The organism is Streptomyces sp. TLI_053 (assembly GCF_900105395.1).
Lineage (GTDB): Bacteria > Actinomycetota > Actinomycetes > Streptomycetales > Streptomycetaceae > Kitasatospora.
Genome location: NZ_LT629775.1, coordinates 1 through 16,309 on the forward strand (window position 1 = coordinate 1; position 16,309 = coordinate 16,309).

Consider the following 16,309-nt stretch of genomic DNA (forward strand, 5'->3'; position numbering starts at 1 on the left):
CGGCTGCGCCCCCCAGACGCGGTCCAGGGCCGCGGCGAAGACCGGGTCGTGGACGTCCGCGTGGCCGTAGACCTCCTCGACCGTCGCGGCCGATGCCCAGCCCCCGCGTCACGGGCGATGACCGCGTTGCCGCCCGCCGCGTCCAGGACCCCGGTGGCGAAGGAGTGCCGGAAGGCGTGCGGGGCTACCCGCCCCAGCTCCAGACGGTGCCCGGCCCGGCGCAGCATCCCCCGCACGCCGTCGGTGGTCCACGGCTGGCCCCGCGTGGGGCCGTGCAGGCTGACCAGGAGCATCCCGTGGGCGGCCTGCCGCGGGTACTCGGTGGCGATGTAGTCGAAGTAGGTGTGGATCATCGCCGGGCTGGCTCGGCGGACAGCGCCTCCGGAGACCACGCCATCCTGTCGCTGCCAAGGCGTCTTGGTCTTGACCCGGGCCCGGTTCGCGTTGCCCTCACGGTGGCAGATGTGCACGTGCGCGAAGTGGCACTGCCCGCACGCCGCCCCCTCACGCAGGTGCAGGTCCACCAAGTGCAGACCGCACAGCTCCCCGACCCGAAAGCCTCCGTCGGCAAGCCATGTCACCACCATCCGGTCCCGCGCACACGCCGCCCGGTCCACCAGTTGCTCCCGCGCGCCCTCGGGGAGCATCTTCGAGTGCCTGCGCACCCGCCGCTGGGGGGCGAGCGGGTTCGCCGGCATCTCGGTCAGGACATGCCCGAGCATCGAACGGCGCCGGTCCGCCCGGGTCGGCAACCGAGTCTCGCGCAGTTCCTGCGCCACGGCGCGGTTCACGCCGCAGGTGGCCTGGTGGAGGTAGAAGCCCTTCAGGCACGCCGCCGCGGCCTTCAGCGCACTGTTCTCGTACGGTCGCCGGCCCACCCGCCACGGCAACCCGAACGGACCCGTGAACTCGGCGCCCACCGCCGCCATGTAGTGCACCAGGTCCCGCAGCACCACCGACTCGACGCTCAGCCCGGTGAACCGCAGCCACCGCAGATGGTCCACCAGCAGGTAGGTGTACGTGCGGTCCGTCCCCGCCCGGCACGACCGCAGGAACCGGTCCGCTGCCCCCACCACCGCGCAGGACTCGTCCACGACCGTGTAGTTCACCCGCCCGTCCCCACGCACGACCTCCTGCACCCGAAGGTCCCCCACCACCAACCGGCCATCCATACCCGCCACCACCAACCCGGTCCCAGCCCCCGCTCCGGGGCCGCGCTACACCACCCCACACCCCGACAGCACACCTGCGGACCAAACCCGACGAACATCACATACACCCCAACAACAGTTGGTAAAGTCCGTGACCCTCACACGCCACGCCACGCCACGACCACTGCCGGCGTCAGCGGGGACAGTCGTGATCCTTCGCCCGGTGTCCCATCCACACCACCACGTCAGCCACCCTCAGCGCACTGACCGTGTCCGGCAGACCGGCGACCTGCCGCAGCTCGAGCAACTGGTGGTGCAGCGCGCCGCCATCCTCGCGCAGCGCGGCGTGCAGGCCCAGCCAGAAGGACGGCGGACGGCCGACGGCGCAGCGCACAACACGGTCGTAGACCGGCAGCAGCCTCGGACGCTTACGCGCCATGATCTTGCCCGCGATCACCCAGCCCACATCAGGCTGATCCCGAAGGAGATGCCACGCCCGGTCTGCCGGCGACCCGGGGGCCAGGTCGGGCACCTCAGCCTCGGCCATGTCCTTGTTCCTCGGTATGGCCTGCAGTAACCAGGACAGCCGTACGCCGAGAGGGCCCTCCAAGATGTCCAGCGCCACGGGCGCGGGCACGGTGACCGACAAGGTCTGCACCGCGACCAGGTCCTCCGCCGTGATCCGGTCAGCGCACTCGGGCCGGTCTCCCCCGCCACCCAGAAACTCGAACCGGCGCCCCGTGAACGACGCAGCACTCGACGCCGGGCCCAGCCCGAAATAGCGACGCAGGTCATCCACGACACGATCGGCATCAAGCAGCGCACAGAGCCGCTGCCCCAACGGCGAAACCGACATTCCAGTTCCGGCGGGAGAGACCACGAAAGTTTCGTCTTTCTCGGGTGATGAGCGTACGTCAGCAATCACATTCCGGAGTCGCCCTACCAGCCTTGACGGGCCCACCCTGGTGCCGACGGATCTGCCGAAGCAGGTCGGCGGCGGAGGCGCTGCGGCCGACGACTGCGTTGATTCACGTGGTGGAGTCAGGGCTCGACGGTCAGGGTCTGTCGTTCCATGTCCAGGTGCAGGGTCCCGCCCCGCTGCTCGCGCAGCTGCCGCCAGGCGTCATATCCGGTCATGATCGCCTGTTCCCAATCTGCGGCGCGCAGGACGCTGACTTCCAGGTGGGAGGTCATGGCGGCGATGGTCTTGAGGAGCTCGTGGTCGACGTGGCGGACCTCTTCGAAGAAGCCGTGGCGGGCGGCGTAGGAGAAAACGAGGGCGGAGATTCCTTCCTCGATGGCGATGGCGCGTCCGCCGTCTTCGGCTTCGTCGATCTCCGGCTTACTCTTGCGCTTGCAGCCCAGCAGGAAGCGGGAGACGGGCGACCATCCCAGGACCGCGGCATGCGCCAGGTGGAAGACGTCGTGAAAGCGGTAGTCGTCGTCGACGTGGGACGCGTTGGTCAGCGGGTCCCCGCAAGCTGTGCCGTTGCGGCTGAGGAGCGCGACTGTACGTCCATTGCGCTCCTCGAGGGCGAACGTGAGCGTGGCCTGCCGCGGGAGCCGCTCGGACGCCGGGAAATCGGCGTCGAATACGGTGCGCTCGGTGGGCGGCGTGGGGCGCCAGCGGTCGCTGATCTTGACCAGGTTAGCGGCGGCGATGTCCTCGAGGTCCAGGTCGAAGCGGTGGGCGAGAGCAGCGACGTACCACAGGACGTCGCCGAGCTCTTCACGCAGTTGCTGCTTGCTGGAGGTGTGGTCAGGGCCGTCCCGCAGCCGCTTCTTGTAGGCGGTGGCTAGGGAGCCGACCTCGCCGGCGAGGCCGAGCAGCGGCACCAGGACCGGGTCGGTGCCGGGAGTCGGTTCTTGGAGCGTCTTGATGGCGGCGTGCTGGTAGCGGTTGAAGTCCACGACGACCTCCTGTCGGAAAATCCAGCAGCGCGGTCGAAATCTACGACCGCTTGTCGTATGCTATAGCAGCAGTGTCGGAAAAGCCGACGAACGGAGAGTCTGCTGAACGCGAGCGAGCCGTCCCTTGAGGACATCATCACCGTGGTCGTGGAGTTCCTGGCCGAGCTGCAGGATCGGGACCCCGAGGAACTGCGGGCAGAGCTGGAGGGAGCCGGACAGGAACTGCCCGTCGACTCCATTCTCATCGTGGAGATCCTCACCCGTATCGAGGAACGCTACGGCATCAGCATCCCTGCGGACGAGGAGGCTGCGCACTCGACCAGGTCAGTGCACACCTTCGCCGGGACCATCTTGAAGGTAATCAACGAGAGGCGGACGCCATGAGCCCTCAGACAGAACTGGAGCTGCTCGGGGAGCGACTGCGCAACACCCGCGACTACCTGAGTATGTCGCAGCAGTATGTATCCGACATGACCGGGATCCCACGCTCCGCGATCAGCGACATCGAGCGCGGCACCCGGCGCGTGGACAGCCTCGAACTGAAGAAGCTGGCGCGGCTGTACACGCGGCCGGTGTCGTACTTCCTCGACAAGGAGGAGGAGGTAGACCTCGGCGAGCACGCGCTGGCCGGGCTGCCGCGCGCCTTGGTGGGGCTGACCGACGGAGACTGGGAGGAGGTGCTCAGCTTCGCCGAGTTCCTGAAGTTCCGCCGCGCGAGCGAGCAGGAGCAGGCAGCCGAGCGCGACCAGACCGTCCTTGCATCCGGGCCGGAGCGAGATCAGGAGGGCGGCGAGTGAACTGGAACGTAGCGCACAAGGTCGCCGCAATGGAGGCCGTCAAGGCACACCGCGACCTGACGGTGGACCGTACCGGGTACGTGGACGTGTACGGTGCGCTACTGCGTTCCGGTATAGCCGGGATGGCCCGACCGATGCCGCGGCTTTTCGGGGCGTACTTCGCCCTGAGGGAAGGCGGACCTGGGGTTCTACTGAACGCCGGCTTGGACATCGTCGCCCAGCGGCACACCGCGGCGCACGAGCTTGGGCACCACCGCGCCGGGCACGGCACGGCACTCGATGAGGAGCTGGACCGGGCTCGCACGTGGGGGGACGGGTCCTGGCCGGACCAGGAGAAAGTCGCGGAGGCATTCGCCGCGTGGTTCTTGATGCCACTACCAGCGGTGCAGGCCGCGCTGACGCAGATCGGTGTAAGGCGCCCACAGGTCCCCGAGCACGCCTACCGGATCGCCCGCCTGCTGGGCACCTCCTACGCCGGGACGGTGCACCACCTGCACCGCCTGCGGCTACTGACGCAGACGCAGAAATCCGAGTGGCTGCGCCTCAGGCCGGCGACCGTCAAGGCCGGCCTGGCGGGCGGCCTGGCGCCGGGGAAGGCCCACGTCCATCCGATCGACACCGGCACGCACGGCTCCGTGGTGCGGGCCGACGCCGGGGACCTCGTGGTCCTCAGCACCACCAACGCGGTGTTCACGTCGCTGCCCCACGCGCTGACCGAAGTCTCTCCCGGGACAACTGCACAGGTCAGCGAAGCATTCACCGGGACCGCACTGGTGGAGGTGCACGTTCCCGGAGCGATCGGGCCGCTCCGGTTCACCCTGGAGCGCCAAGCCCCTCGTGTGGGGGTGAACACCCTCTGGCCGGCCTGACCGGCAGCCCCTTTCTTGTCCAGCTGTTCCACGCCTGCACTGCCCGCACCGCCGGCCACGACCTCCGGGTCCCCGCGAACGTCAGGAGCACGCTCATGGCCTTCATCGTCGTCGAGAAGCCGAACACCTCGCTGGCCTGGCAGGACGTCTGCCTGAAGCTGGATACGCCGGGCAACCGGAGGCATGACGCCCTTCACACCACGGTCCACATCCACAACGCTACGGCCGAAGACCCGCACCTGCGGGCCGAGTTCGACCGGATGCGCCACGAGCGGGGCTACTCTCCGATCGAGACGGTGGCCAATACCGTGTTCCCGGCCCAGCTCGCAGCCATCTGCCCGACCCCGCAGGAACTGGTGCGCCGATACCGGGACATGTACCCGCGGCTACGCCGCCTGGACCGGGCCAACGCGACCGGCACCTACTTCGGCCGCATTGTCGCCTACCCCGGGGAGAGCGGCATGGTGGACCAGCTGACTGCGCTCATCTACCGTATCCGGAGCCAGGCCGCAGGCAACGGCCCCATGACCGCCGCCTACGAAATGGGTCTCGCCCACCCTGGGGACCCCGACGACGGCCCGGACGCGACCGGACGCGCCGAGGATGGCCACAGCCCCGCGGAAACCGCAGAGACAGACGGCTCCCAGATCGGCGCTTGGGCTACCTCCGTCCAGGTCCCGGGAAAGGACAAGAAGCTGCGCGGTTTCCCCTGTCTGAGCCACTGCTCGTTCCAACTGGACCGCGACCGGGTCCTGCACGCGCTCGCCCACTACCGCAGTCACTACATGGTGGAGCGCGCCTACGGCAACTACCTGGGCCTGGGCCGACTGCTGGCCTACCTGGCCCAGCAGTCCGAGGTGCAACCCGGCACCCTGACCGTCGTCGCCGGCCATGCACAGATCGAGGGCAACCTCCAGGCCCTGCGACCCGTCCTGTCCGGCCAGTCCCGGCTCGCGGCCTGACCAGCGCAACCCCGACTTCACATCTGTCAGCCAGACTGGTTGATGCCCCACTTCGGCGGGAACCACGCCGTCAAAGGAGCGCTGTCCGCGCGATAGAGCTGCTTGATGCGACTGCGGCCACTGATCCCGGCGATGTCCGGATGGACCACCCGTGCGTACTTGTCGACCTCGCAGAACAGGTTCTGGCAGTCGATCAGCTGAAGCGGACGTCCACGAAGCCCCCCAAAGGAGAGCTCGAGACGGGCGAAGTGCTCGGCTTGCGTGTCCGCCATGTAGCGGATCACCTCGGCCTCGATGCCACTCGCCGCCGCGCCGAAGCACTTGCGGATCCCGTCCCGCGCCCCTGGGCCGGGCACGACGAAGTCCATCTCAGAGAACGACAGGCCAGCCGCGTAGTTCAGGTCGATCAGGTACTGGTACGCCAGGAACGGGCCGAGGGCCGGGAAGTCCAGCAGAACCTGGTAGGCCTCACGCATCGACGTGGCCTCCTGCACCCGCTCCGGCGCGCCGCGGTCCATCATCATCTCGACTAGGCGCAGGTGGTTGCTGTGCTTGCGCTGCTCGCCCAACGACGGTGGCGGCGTGATGTAGGCCGCGGAGTACAGCCGCTGCCCCGCCGCGAACGCTCCTGACAGCACCCGATCCACGGTCAGGAAGTCGTAACCATGCCAGGTGACCTCCCCCAGGTGCTCCTCCAGGAGCTGCCAGGTGGTGATCTTGTTGAAAACCTTGAACAGCAGGGTTCGAAAGAACACCTCCTGCCAGTCCTGGTCGCCGCGGTAGGACACCTCCCCGATCAGGTACTGGCTCACCCGGTCCGCCGCGCGGAAGCAATTGGTGAACCGGTGCTGCGCCAGCACAGGGTCCGACATCGCAGACGCCGGGACCTCCCCCAGCCGCGCCAAGTACACCTGCTGCCGCACCGCCGCGAAGCGCCAGTAGGTATCAAACACCGGCGTCGGCGTCAGCACACGCCCCGCGATCCGGACCCCAGCGGGCGGCTCGTATTCTTCCGCCGAACGCTCTCCCGGTCGGGCTTGCAGCATCGTCACCATCGCATCAATATATATTGAACATAGACTTGCCAGCCAGAGAGGCGCGAGATGGAACTGGCATGGCGCGCCCGGCGCCGCAATGCGCTCGTCACCTGGCCCGACGCCGTCGACGAGCGCCTGGACCTGCTGGTGGCAGCAGGACTCGCAGCCGGCGAGAACGTAAACCGCTCCCAACTGCTCGCAGCCCTCGTGATCAACGCGCGCCTCTCCCCCGACGCTATCGCCGACATCCTGCGGGCCTACCGCACGATGAGCACCGACGAGCTTGAGACGGCCAACCACACCGCCGCAGAACATTGGCCGAAAGCCCGGCGTACCGGCCCGCGACGCGGCACGGACCAGACACCGCGGAGCGCGACCCGAACAGCAGCCCCAAGCGGAAGCCCTGCCACCACCAACGAGCCGTCCTAACTAACCGACACGGCTCCAGTTCCACCGGCGAAGACACCGCCCGGAAGGAACCTCCCTCGTCGCCAAGGCTGGTTCTCACGGGACGCAGGGCGCATCCCGCATCAGCAACCGGAACAGTCACGTCGCGCACATGCATGTCACGTGGACCACAAGGTCAGCGGCCTTCCATGCAACTCCACCGCCGGTAAAACGGACGAGGCGCACCGGGTCTCCGGGCAGGCCGGGCGGCCGTGGGCGGCGATCCTGGACAACGCGCGGATTCCGTGTGACCGCAGGTTGTTCATGACGGCCACGCCGCGGTTGTGGGCGGTGAAGGAGACGGATCGGCTGCGGGCGGCGGCGGCCGGGATCGAGTCGGCCGAGCTGATCGCCTCCATGGACGACGAGGCGCTGTTCGGGCCCGTCGCCCACGACTACCCGCTCGGGACGGCGATCTCGGACGGGGTGATCGCGCCGTACCGGATCGTGTGCGTGGACGTCTCGGACCCTGTGCTGCAGGGCCTGGAGCAGCGCGGTGCGCACGAGATGTCGGTGGAGTACAGGGGAGCCCGGCTGGCGGCCCTGCAGACCGCTCTGCTGACCGCGTGCGCGGAGTGGGACCTGAGCCGGGTGCTGTCCTTCCACCACATGGTGGCCGAGGCGAGGGCGCTGAGCACCGGCCTTGGCGATGTCGCCCGGGTGCTGTGGGAGCAGGACCCCGCGCTGCACCCGAACCCGGCACTGGTCGGCACGAGCTGGCTGGAGGCCGAGCACACCTCCGCCGAGCGGCGGGCCGTGCTGGGCACGTTCGCCTCGCTGGTCAGGGACGACGGGTGGCGGCTGCTGCGGTACGTCCTGGCCTCGGTCAAGGTCTTGAGCGAGGGCGTGGACACCTTCGACTGCGACGCGGTGTTCTTCGCCGACGTACGCGGCTCCATGGTCGACCTAGTCCAGGCCGTCGGCCGGGCCCTGCGGATGCACCCGGGCAGCGGCAAGGTCGCCACGATCGTCGTGCCGGTGCTGCTCGGGGCCGGCGAGAACGGCGACCAGCTGCTCACCTCGAAGGCATACGACGGGCTGTCCAAGCTGCTCATGGCGCTGCGGGCGCACGACGCGGCCGCCGTCGAGCGCCTGGCCCTGCCGCAGTCCGAGACCCGGCCGCCGAGGGAGCCGAAGCATGCCGGGGAGCCGGAGGAGCGCCGCTCAGCTGCCGGGGAGGCGCAGCTGCTGCAGTTCTCCACCCAGCGCGACCCGGCGGTGATCGCGGCGTTCATCCGCACCCGGGTCTTGGAGCCGGAGCGGGCCGAGTTCCGACGGGGCCTGGAGGAGCTGCGCGCCTACCGGAAGACGTTCGGCGACGTGAAGGTGCCCTACGCTTACGCCGCGCCGTCCGGGCACCGGCTCGGGGTGTGGGTGGCCGACCAGCGCCGCTACAAGGCCGCCGACGTCCTCGGCCCGGAGCGGGTTAAGGAGCTGGACGAGCTCGGGATGGCGTGGTCCGCGTTCGACACCGCCTTCACCGACAACCTCACCGTGGTCGCCGGGTACGCGGCCGAGCACGGGCACGCCTGCCCGCCCAACGAGGCCGTCTGGGGTGGGCGGCCGGTCGGCACCATCATGAAGAACCTGCGCACCGCCCAGCGGCGCACCGAAGCCCTCCAGCGCCGTGCCGAGGCCGGTGAGACCGGCCTCGACTGGACCGGCACGCTGACCGCCGAACGCAAGGCCGCCCTCGACGCCATCGACCCGGCCTGGTGCCCGGCCGGGTGGCCGGTGGACTGGCACCGCGCCTTCACCCTGTCCTGGCGCCACATCAAGGCCGGCGGCACGCTCGCCGGGGCCGAACCGGGCAGCATCGTCGTCCAGGGCGAGGACCTCGCCAGATGGGCCCGCGCCCAGCAGATCGGCTGGGACAAGCTCAACACCGCCCAGCAGTGGGCCCTGGAACACGTCCTCGGCCTCGAGCCCCTGCCCGCCGAGCAGAAGCCGGCGGGAAAGGTGAGCCACGCGGAGAAGGAGGCCCGCAACCTCGCCGCCGCCGCCCAGTACCGGGCCCGCGAGGGCCACCTGAACGTCCCCCGCAAGCACAAAGAGACCCTGGAGCTGGACGACGGCACCACGGCGCAGATCAGCCTCGGCCTGTTCATCGCCAACAGCCGCAGCCGCCGCGCCGACATCCCCACCGCCCGCGCCGCACGCCTCACCCAACTCGGCATCCGCTGGCAATAACCGGACGCCGAGCCGGACCACTCGGGGTGCAGGAGCGGCCGCCAGGAGCCGCGCCGCTCGCCTTCGGAGTCAGGGATAAGCCAAGCCTATTCCCCGGAGCGCTCGGGCAAGATCGTCGCGGACCTCAGCCTCCGACCGGGCAGACAGGCTAACGGTCTCCGTGTAACCAGCATGGGGCATGTCGGTCGGACTTACACCGTAGGGCAGTCCGAGCCTGGCCCACTTCTGAAGGACGGCGCGCTCGACTGCTCGCGCGTCTCGGCCGATGAGCTGGATCTGGATGATCTCTTCCCATCGCTGAGCAGCGTGCAGCGCGAGCCTCCTACTGCCAGCCTTCGCGATGCCGATTTTCACAGCCCCAAGTGCTCGATGGACAATCAGGTAGACGAGCGCGTCATCGTCGGCCTTGATCCCATAGGCGCCGCAGGACTCGCATGCGCCAGTGCCCGCGTGTTTGATGCTGTCCAGAAGCGCCCAGATGACCTGCCGGCACTTGTCGTTCAGGCATCGTGCCTTCCAGCGAATCTTGACGCCGGGGTATGGTTCCAGCGGCTCCGCACCAGCCCGAAGAAGTAGATCCACCGCAGCCCTCTGCGTAATGGGCGCGTTGCGACGGCACAGGTCACAGCATTTCGGTTGCCCCCGATTGATCGCCTTGCGCACGCTCGCCAGCGTCGGCGCCGTTACCTGGCGGCAGTTCCCACACTCGGATTCCCACGGAACCGTGTTGCCCGGGTACGGCACTGGGAGCAGGGGGGTCAGACCGCGCTCGGCCATTAAAGCCCGCGCTTCTCGCTCTGTGTACTTCATCGCACCACTGCACGGGCGACACGGCAGCTGTTTCGAGTTCGGTGAGGCGAAGTTTCGGAAGAACGGCTCCCCAGGCAGGCCACAGTGCTCACAGTGGCCAGGCCACCGCTTCTCTGCCCCGGGGAACCTACCCTCTGGTATCCAACCCCTTGCACGAGCGCGCCGCTCGGCCTCTTCATGTGTCAGAGCAGCTGGCATCGCGTCAACTCCTTGCATTCTCTGGCCTGGATGCTTGCACGCCGCTCTGACAGATCTGTGCTGGGTGGGTATCGCGTGCCGACCACGGATGGGAGAACGCGCCCGTCCGCACAGGTGACAGCACCCGCGCCAGCCTCCCGTTGGCCGGCACTCAGGCGGCGCGGTCCTTCACCGGGTAGAGCTTGGCGTGGAGCACCCGCACTTCCCGCCACGGATCGTCTGGGCCCAAGACCAGGGCGGCGACCTGCTCGCGCTTGGTCGGCGCGGGCAGCACCAGCGGCCCGAGCCGCTTCTCCTGGCGCTCGTGCTCGCAGCCGGGGCACTCCAGCCGGTCGGGGCCGGCCTTCTCCGTCAGCTCCAGTTCCGAGTCCTCGTCGCCCCCGATCGAGCCCCGGCATGTCCAGCACGGGCGCAGCCCAGCGTTCGCCGCCCGGACCGCCTCCGATGGAAGCCGCAGACAGTCCCGGGCGGCGCCTGCACCAGAAGCGTCGGCGCGCTCCGGCTGGCGGACGCGGGGGTGAAACGCTCCCGGGAGCGCGTCGCCGAGTCCTATCGTGAGCATTTCCTGTGCAGTTGAGCTTAGGAGTAAGGGATGCCCGTGTTCCGGATCGGATCGCGTCTATACCGGACAAAGGGGGAGGCTGAGAAGGCGGTACAGGCTGTGCTGCATGGTCACCCGGTCGGAACCGTGCTGTCCGGCGAAGACTTCGAGCTCGTGCGGGATCTCCTCGCCATGCACCATGAGGCGACCGACAAGATCGGTGTGGGCGTGGCGGACATCCGCATCGCTCCGCCCTTGATCGGTAGGTTTCCGGGTTTCGAGGTGATCCGGGAGGACGGCAGCACCATCGACTTCTCGTACAAGACCTGCCTGAAAGCCCCCAGCCTCGACTCGCAAGTACGTAACGTGCTGCGTATGGAGGTCGATGACTTGACCACCGCGTACCTGGCCCAACGTGTGTCCAGCGGGACTTTGGTATCCGATGAGTCCGGAGTGCCGTTGAGTACGGAGAACCTGCATGTGAGCTACTTCCGCGGCCCGTCGTTCAACGACATCAGCCAGACCTTCGCCGAGAGCGAGGGCGGCTGGGGAAGCATCGGAATGACTCCATCGACTGCTCAGGGCCTTGGCGAGCTGGTCGATCGGGGGCAGGCCGGGCGCTGGCGCGAACACTGGACGGAGCATGCCCAACTCGGGCTGCTGACGCCGGAAGAGAACCGCCGACGCCCGAGGACGCGGTAGTTCACGGTCCTCCCCCACGCGATGGCCGCCTCCAAGACCGCGTCGCGCGCGGCTGTCGTGCCCCAGTCACGCACCGGAGTAAGCACCTATCCGTGCAGGTCGCAGGGCGCGGCAGCACCCGCGCGACAGAGGACCGCGACAGCCGCGCGGCGGCCAGCACTCAGGCGGCGCGGTCCTTCACCGGGTAGAGCTCGGCGTGCAGCACCCGCACCTCCCACTACGGATCGTCCAGGCCGGAGATCAGGGCGGCCACCCGCTCACGCTCGGTCGCGACGACCGGCACCGAATCGTCGTACTCGCGCCAGCCGTCCCCGTCGTTGTCGTCCAGCCGGACGGTCCACCAGGAGCCGCGCCTCCCCCTGCCTGCTGACAAGCCCTGACGATCGACGCCGCGCGGGCGTCATTCTGGTACTTCCAGTAGACCCACCATCTGCGAACAGAGCGAGGACGGGCGCCGCATCTGCGGCCTACGAAGGCTGGACAGCAATTCGGCGGCGTGACCAGGAGCTGGGGGTGGGCAGGTTCCCGTTGACGACGATCGCCGCCACCAGGGAGGGGGCCTCCGGGTTGTCGAGCCCGTGGAGGGCTGGCTGCAGGGTGAACAGGTAGTTCTCCGGTACGCCGATGGGCGAGGACTTCTTGCTCATGTCCAAGATGCACAAGATGGACAGGCGCGCGCCGTCTGCCGCCGCGTACTGGGTGGGCTGCCCCATGTACTTCGGCGCAGTGGCCTGGGAGACGGGTGTCTTGCGTTCCACTTTCAGTTCCGCGGTGATCCCGTCGTGCCGCACGTCGAGGAAGCCGAGCGCCAACGGTGTCCCGCGTTCGAGCCGGCCGCCGAGTTCGGGCTCCGCCTGCAGTTGGGCGTATAGGTCGTCGTGGAACTTCCGCTCGGTGACATGGGTGCCGCGCTTGTACTGCTTGTTCCAGGTCATCACCAGGCCGACACGGCAGATCGCGGTGAACAGGCGGCAGAACGCCTGCAGGTGGGCGTCGTCGTAGCCGGCCTGGTGGAGGCGTTCGTACAAGGCGAGCAGCCGCTCGTCGAAGACGGGGAAGTCGGTCAGGAAGTCTCTGGAAGCGTCGAAGGGCCGGCAGCGGATCTCGCGGTGCCCGGCAACGTCGAGGTCCTCGACGACCGGCTGGCCGTCCTTGGTGCCGCGCCAGCGCAGCCGGACCAGGAACGGAGGGGCCGGCCGCCCCGCGGGTAGGCCGAACCGCAGGATGAGGGTGCCTGTCGCGCTGAAGGTCTCCTGCGCTAGGTCGGTGGGGCGCCGCCAGGTGTAAGTGGGGGTCTCCGCCTCGGCCGGGGTGAACCGGCTGAGCAGGTCGGCTTCAAGGACCTGGGCCCAGTCCGGCCACGGTCCGGGCTGCACGTCGAGCCGCAATTCGTACACGGTGGTGGGGCGTAGCACCTGGGGGCCGGTGATGAGGTGGTCGTCGATGCTGGCCAGGACGACGGCCACTTCGGCCTGTGGGGCGGCTTCTGGGGTGGGCTGGTGGGATGTGCGCACTCGTCGCGGTCCGCGGGTGACGGACAGGGGCAGGAGCAAGGCGGCCCAGGCGGCGAGGGCGCCGGTGACAGCACTGCCGTCGGTGATCGTCGCGGCGTGTGCGAGGGCGGCGAGGAGCGGGCCGGCAAGGGGGTCCTGTTCGTCGAATCGCTCCCGCACCTGGTCGGTGAGCATCTCCGCGCGGCGGCGTACGGCTTGGGCGCGGGCGCTGACGGTGGTGTGGTCGGCGTCGAGTTCGGCGGCGTCGAGTTCCAGCAGTTGGCAGGCCAGAGCGGTGAGCCCCGCGAAGTGGCGGAGATAGTCGGCCGTGGCGGTGTTGTGCGGGGCGGAGGCCTTCAGGTCGGCGGTTGCCTTCTGAAGGAGCTGGGCGCGGTGGCGTTGGGCTGCGGCCGGGTCCTGGCCCGGTCCCGCCGCAGTCTCCACGATCGTCTTCAGGGCGGGCGACAGTGCGGCCAAGGTGGTACGGCCAGAGAGGAGGTAGCGCATGGTGATGCGGGTCCGTGCCTGGTCCGCGAGCTTCAGATCGTCGCCGGGGACGGCTGCGTCGAGGGCGTCGGCTGCCTGGGCGAGCGCGGTGGCCGCCTGGTCGACCTGCTCCGACCCGTCGACCACGGCGGCGTCGAACGCTGCTGCCGCAGCGACGAGTTGGATCACCGCTTGGTGCGGGCGGTAGGCGGGGGTGGAAGGGGTTACTGCCGCGACGGCGGTCATGATGGCTGCCGCGTCGGCGGGGCGGGCGGCCCGCCAGGGCAACTTCGGCGAACTCGGCAGCGCCGAGCGGGCGCTCTGGGGCCAGTTCGACGGCCGCGGCCTTCAGGTCCTCGACGGGAAGGCCGTCCAGGCCAGGGCCGCAGTCCAGCAGCGCGCACAGCTCGTCGTCGCCGCCGTTGTTGAAGCGGTCGTTGATCCTCAGGTCACGGGCCTGTCGCAAGCGCAGCGCGGCCATCGCGGTGATGCGGGTGGTCGCAGGCAGCCAGGGGCGCTGCAGGGCTTCCTCGAGGTCGTAGCCATCGAGGTCGGCGGCACGGTCGAGGATGATCTGGTCGACGCTGGCGCGCAGGTCCTCGCTGCCGGTTCGGGCCAGCTCCGAGAGCGCGTCCATCGACTTCTTCAGCGTCCCCGCGTGCTGTCGGGCGTCGACCCCCTGGCAGATCTCCAAGGCGTAGCGGAGAAGGCTGTAGCGGTCGGCGTCGCTCCACTCAAGGTTGACTGCGGCGCCGAGGAGAGCGTCGATGACCACGACGTGGCGGTCCGGCAACAGTGCGGGCAGGAGGTCGGCCAGGCTAGACGGGAGCGAGTGGCTGGCCCCGATCTTCGCCCACGCCGACAGCGCGGCCCCGCGCAGCGATGCGTCGACGTCGACGAGGTAGGAGTGGAGCACGGGGAGGATGGCGTGCAGGACGGCCGGCTCCTGCCCATGTCGCTGCCCGAGGTCTCCCAGCCCTGGCAGCAGCCACCACGCCACGGCGCTGCCGCGCTGGCTCGCTCGCTCGTCCGCGATCGTCTCAATCAGGGCGGAGCTCACACCGGCGGCGTCCACGCGGGCAACGGACTCGATCGCGCGGAGCAGGCACTGCCCGGTCGAACGCAAGGCAATCCGGCGGGACTGCCGCTCCAGGTGGTGCAGAACGGCCGCCGAGGGACTGGTAGCGGTCTGGAGAGCTGCTCCGGCGGTGCCCGCGGCCAGATCCTCGTCGGAACTTATGAGGAGCAGGACGGCGCCGAGGAGCGCCGGAAGCTGGTCGCGCGCCCACTCGGGATGCAGTTCGGCGAGGCTCTTGATCAGCTCAGCAGCTGCCGTGCGTACTTCGTCTCCCCAATCCCCGCTGGCGCGGGTCAACGATTTGGACAGCAGGGCGTCGTAGATGTCCCGGCGGCGTTGCGGCTCGAGGACAGGGTCGCGCGAGGTGCGCCACCGGTCATGGGGGTCGATCAGGCGCTCCGCCTGCTGGAGGACACCGAAGAGGCGCTCGCGGTGCTCGGCTCCCACACCGTGGCCAATAGCCTCCACCTGGTCGGTGACGTCTCCTGCGTCGAGGACGAGCATGGTCGCCAGCGCCTGCTGGGCGGTGGTGGTGGACTGTTGGTCGAATCGGTCCGCGTTGCCCACGCCCAGGCTCAGCAGCAGCGGCCTCACCAGCGGCGCCACGAGCGCCGGATGGGTCTGGGCGAGCGCCGTGATCGCGCTCGAGGCCGCGCACCGCCGACTGTCCCTTGTGGCGGCATCGGGTGCAGGGGCGGCGGCGCTGCCCGGCGGGAGGATGAATCCGGCCGGTGGGACGGGCTGGGGGAGCATGCGCTTCAGCACTTTCACCACCCGCTCCGGCGCGATGTCCGCTGCCGCGCGCAGGCCGCTCGCGTCCCCCGCACCACCGGCGCGCGGCGAGGTGATGTGATCCTGCGGGGACTCGGCGAGTCGGACCAGGGCCTCGATCACCGTCTCGTCCAGGTCCGTTGTCCCGGCCGGCAGCAGGAGGTCGGCCAGGCAGCGGCCGGCGTCCGGAACCGGGGCGCGCCGCAGCGCGGTCATCGCCGCGTCTAGGACGAGTGGGGCAATGTCGTCATCGTGCCGGGCAATGTGCCGCAGCGGGGTCAGCAGGTCGTCAACACCGTGATCGACCACCAGCCTTACCGCCACGTCGATGACAGCGGCGGTGAAGAGGTGCGCGCTGCGCTCCGCGAGGGCGTTCAGCCGTCGCCTCGCCGCGTCCCGTGCCGTGACGTCGAAGTCTGCGGCCGGATCGGCGTCCAGGACACCGATGTCGTCCAGGGCACTCGCCATGGCCGGATCGACGCCGACCCGCAGGCTCCGCCGGCGCTCGACCCGCTGCTCCCAGTCGGCGTGAGCTTGGCGCGTGCGCTCCTCGGCCGCGTCCCTCGCCCGAGCGGCCTTGGCCTTCCGCTCGTCCATGAGGGTCGCCAGGTTCGGGACGTCACCGGTCGGGTCGCGTAGCTCGCAGCCGACGCAGTGCTGGTCGTAGAACTCCCCCACGACCAGCTCCAGGTTCACACTCGCGCCGCCGATGGCCACGGGACAGCCGACCTGGCGCATGTTGATCGGAAGGCCGGTCGCGGCCTCCGCGTACCCCTGCCCGCCACACGGGGTGAACGTCATGCGCAGGCAGTGACGCCGCGCCATCTCGATCAGCTGCGCGTTGGCGTTCCCCACCCGCACCGCGT

At 69.3% G+C, this 16,309-nt stretch carries 16 protein-coding genes and 1 pseudogene; 9 read left to right on the forward strand and 8 right to left on the reverse strand.

Annotated elements, in window-relative coordinates; genetic code table 11:
• Positions 1-200: 200 nt before the first annotated feature.
• From BLU95_RS45425 to BLU95_RS00015, 3 genes and pseudogenes are all read right to left on the reverse strand, one after another.
• Positions 201-1,172: pseudogene (locus tag BLU95_RS45425) on the reverse strand (site-specific integrase); the annotation flags it as partial.
• A 172-nt stretch (positions 1,173-1,344) separates the two neighbouring features.
• Entirely contained in the window at positions 1,345-2,007 is a 663-nt protein-coding gene (locus BLU95_RS00010) for a DUF6308 family protein (protein ID WP_093858042.1), read from the reverse strand.
• Positions 2,008-2,192: 185 nt separating this feature from the next.
• The gene (locus tag BLU95_RS00015; protein WP_093858043.1) at positions 2,193-3,062 is read right to left on the reverse strand and encodes a nucleoside triphosphate pyrophosphohydrolase family protein; all 870 of its coding nucleotides are present in this window, start codon (positions 3,060-3,062) and stop codon (positions 2,193-2,195) included.
• 141 nt (positions 3,063-3,203) lie between these two features.
• Here BLU95_RS00015 and BLU95_RS00020 point away from each other — a divergent pair, with 141 nt between their 5' ends.
• From BLU95_RS00020 to BLU95_RS00035, 4 genes are all read left to right on the forward strand, one after another.
• Positions 3,204-3,446, forward strand: coding sequence for an acyl carrier protein (locus BLU95_RS00020; RefSeq protein ID WP_231978161.1), 243 nt, complete (start codon positions 3,204-3,206; stop codon positions 3,444-3,446).
• Positions 3,443-3,859, forward strand: coding sequence for a helix-turn-helix domain-containing protein (locus BLU95_RS00025; RefSeq protein WP_093858045.1), 417 nt, complete (start codon positions 3,443-3,445; stop codon positions 3,857-3,859). The genes BLU95_RS00020 and BLU95_RS00025 overlap by 4 nt, the downstream gene beginning before the upstream one ends.
• Positions 3,856-4,728 carry an ImmA/IrrE family metallo-endopeptidase gene (locus BLU95_RS00030; RefSeq protein ID WP_093858046.1) on the forward strand — a complete coding sequence of 291 codons (873 nt, stop codon included), beginning with the start codon at positions 3,856-3,858 and terminating at the stop codon, positions 4,726-4,728. Before BLU95_RS00025 ends, BLU95_RS00030 begins: the two co-directional genes overlap by 4 nt.
• Before the next feature lie 95 nt (positions 4,729-4,823).
• On the forward strand, positions 4,824-5,690 hold the full coding sequence (locus BLU95_RS00035; protein WP_093858047.1) for a thymidylate synthase family protein: 867 nt from the start codon (positions 4,824-4,826) through the stop codon (positions 5,688-5,690).
• Positions 5,691-5,716: 26 nt separating this feature from the next.
• Here the strand turns inward: BLU95_RS00035 and BLU95_RS00040 are convergent, their stop codons facing one another.
• Positions 5,717-6,745 carry a nucleotide kinase domain-containing protein gene (locus BLU95_RS00040; RefSeq protein WP_173861989.1) on the reverse strand — a complete coding sequence of 343 codons (1,029 nt, stop codon included), beginning with the start codon at positions 6,743-6,745 and terminating at the stop codon, positions 5,717-5,719.
• Positions 6,746-6,793: 48 nt separating this feature from the next.
• Between BLU95_RS00040 and BLU95_RS00045 the strand changes: the two genes are divergently transcribed.
• Positions 6,794-7,156 (forward strand): NUDIX hydrolase, encoded by a 363-nt coding sequence (locus tag BLU95_RS00045; RefSeq protein WP_197698689.1) that lies wholly within the window; start codon positions 6,794-6,796, stop codon positions 7,154-7,156.
• A gap of 282 nt (positions 7,157-7,438) precedes the next feature.
• A complete protein-coding gene (locus tag BLU95_RS00050; RefSeq protein WP_093858048.1) occupies positions 7,439-9,364 on the forward strand; it encodes a DEAD/DEAH box helicase in 1,926 nt (641 codons plus the stop codon).
• 69 nt (positions 9,365-9,433) lie between these two features.
• On the opposite strand, the gene BLU95_RS41920 is transcribed toward BLU95_RS00050, so the two are convergent.
• Both BLU95_RS41920 and BLU95_RS00060 read right to left on the reverse strand, forming a co-directional pair.
• The gene (locus BLU95_RS41920; RefSeq protein ID WP_159424640.1) at positions 9,434-10,174 is read right to left on the reverse strand and encodes a hypothetical protein; all 741 of its coding nucleotides are present in this window, start codon (positions 10,172-10,174) and stop codon (positions 9,434-9,436) included.
• 349 nt (positions 10,175-10,523) lie between these two features.
• Entirely contained in the window at positions 10,524-10,934 is a 411-nt protein-coding gene (locus BLU95_RS00060) for a hypothetical protein (protein ID WP_093858050.1), read from the reverse strand.
• Between the two features lie 30 nt (positions 10,935-10,964).
• Between BLU95_RS00060 and BLU95_RS00065 the strand changes: the two genes are divergently transcribed.
• The gene (locus tag BLU95_RS00065) at positions 10,965-11,615 is read left to right on the forward strand and encodes a DCL family protein (RefSeq protein ID WP_093858051.1); all 651 of its coding nucleotides are present in this window, start codon (positions 10,965-10,967) and stop codon (positions 11,613-11,615) included.
• A 217-nt stretch (positions 11,616-11,832) separates the two neighbouring features.
• Here the strand turns inward: BLU95_RS00065 and BLU95_RS41925 are convergent, their stop codons facing one another.
• Both BLU95_RS41925 and BLU95_RS00070 read right to left on the reverse strand, forming a co-directional pair.
• Positions 11,833-11,988 carry a hypothetical protein gene (locus BLU95_RS41925; protein ID WP_159424641.1) on the reverse strand — a complete coding sequence of 52 codons (156 nt, stop codon included), beginning with the start codon at positions 11,986-11,988 and terminating at the stop codon, positions 11,833-11,835.
• Positions 11,989-12,082: 94 nt separating this feature from the next.
• Positions 12,083-13,840, reverse strand: a complete 1,758-nt coding sequence (locus tag BLU95_RS00070) for a hypothetical protein (protein WP_093858052.1) — start codon at positions 13,838-13,840, stop codon at positions 12,083-12,085.
• Between BLU95_RS00070 and BLU95_RS00075 the strand changes: the two genes are divergently transcribed.
• Both BLU95_RS00075 and BLU95_RS00080 read left to right on the forward strand, forming a co-directional pair.
• Complete coding sequence (locus BLU95_RS00075) at positions 13,839-15,671, forward strand: hypothetical protein (protein WP_093858053.1); 1,833 nt, start codon at positions 13,839-13,841, stop codon at positions 15,669-15,671. The genes BLU95_RS00070 and BLU95_RS00075 overlap by 2 nt on opposite strands.
• A gap of 24 nt (positions 15,672-15,695) precedes the next feature.
• Positions 15,696-16,082, forward strand: coding sequence for a hypothetical protein (locus BLU95_RS00080; RefSeq protein WP_159424642.1), 387 nt, complete (start codon positions 15,696-15,698; stop codon positions 16,080-16,082).
• Positions 16,083-16,309 lie beyond the last annotated feature (227 nt).